The organism is Ramlibacter sp. WS9, from assembly GCF_003797765.1.
Taxonomy (GTDB): Bacteria; Pseudomonadota; Gammaproteobacteria; order Burkholderiales; family Burkholderiaceae_C; genus Ramlibacter.
In genome coordinates, this window is sequence record NZ_RKMB01000097.1 from 1 (window position 1) to 846 (window position 846).

The 846-nt window shown below is 68.3% G+C and carries 2 protein-coding genes; one reads left to right on the top strand and one right to left on the bottom strand.

The annotated features are described in order from the left end of the window. Positions 1 to 562: LysR family transcriptional regulator (locus EEB15_RS33090; protein WP_199236699.1), on the bottom strand; the 562-nt coding region annotated here is incomplete at its 3' end. Positions 563 to 656: 94 nt separating this feature from the next. Between EEB15_RS33090 and EEB15_RS33095 the strand changes: the two genes are divergently transcribed. Beyond that, positions 657 to 846 (top strand): TSUP family transporter (locus EEB15_RS33095; RefSeq protein ID WP_141514239.1); only part of this gene is annotated, 190 nt, incomplete at its 3' end.

Genomic DNA, 846 nt, shown 5'->3' on the forward strand with positions numbered 1-846 from the left:
ATGCGGGAACGCCGTGTTCGCGCAGGTACTCCGGGCTGGCGCAGACGACCCGCACCATCGGCGCCAGCGAAGTGGCCACCAGGCGGCTGTCGGGCAGCGGGCCGGCGCGCAACACCAGGTCGACCTCGCCGAGATGTTCGCCCTGCAGGTCGATGAAGCTGCCGATCAGGCGCAATTGCACGTCCAGCCCGGGGTTGGCCTTGAGGAAGTCGGCGATCGCCGGGGCCAGGTGGCGGCGGCCGAAGGGCACCGGCGCATCGATACGGATCAGGCCCTGCGGCGCGGTGCTCAGGGACACCGCTTCGGCGCGGGCCAGGCGCAGTTCGGTGACGATCCGCCGGGCGCGGTCGGCGAAGGCCAGGCCGGCCGGCGTGGCGCGTACCGCATGGGTGGTGCGCACCAGCAGGGTGCTGCCGACGGCGCGCTCCAGGGCGTCCATCCGGCGCGCCACGGCGGACGGGGTGAGCGGGTGCTTGCGCGCAGCGGCGGAGAAGCTGCCGCCATCGAGGACATCGAGGTAGAGAACGAACTGTTCGCTGAGGGTATCGGGCAACATGCTCATGCCTTTGCGTGATTGGCATAGCCATTGTGCTTTCTTGTGCGTTTCCCATCCAGCCACGCTTGCCTAGCATGGAGGCGTCGAAAGAGGGGCTGACATGCTGGATGTATTTCTCGATTTCCTGCTGGGGATGGTGCTCGGTTGCCTGGGCGGTCTGTTCGGGATAGGCGGCGGCCTGCTGGCGATCCCGGCGCTGGGGGTGATCTTCGGCCTCGACCAGCAATTGGCGCAGGGTACCGCGCTGGTGATGGTGGTACCGAACGTGGTGCTGGCGTTGTGGCGCTACC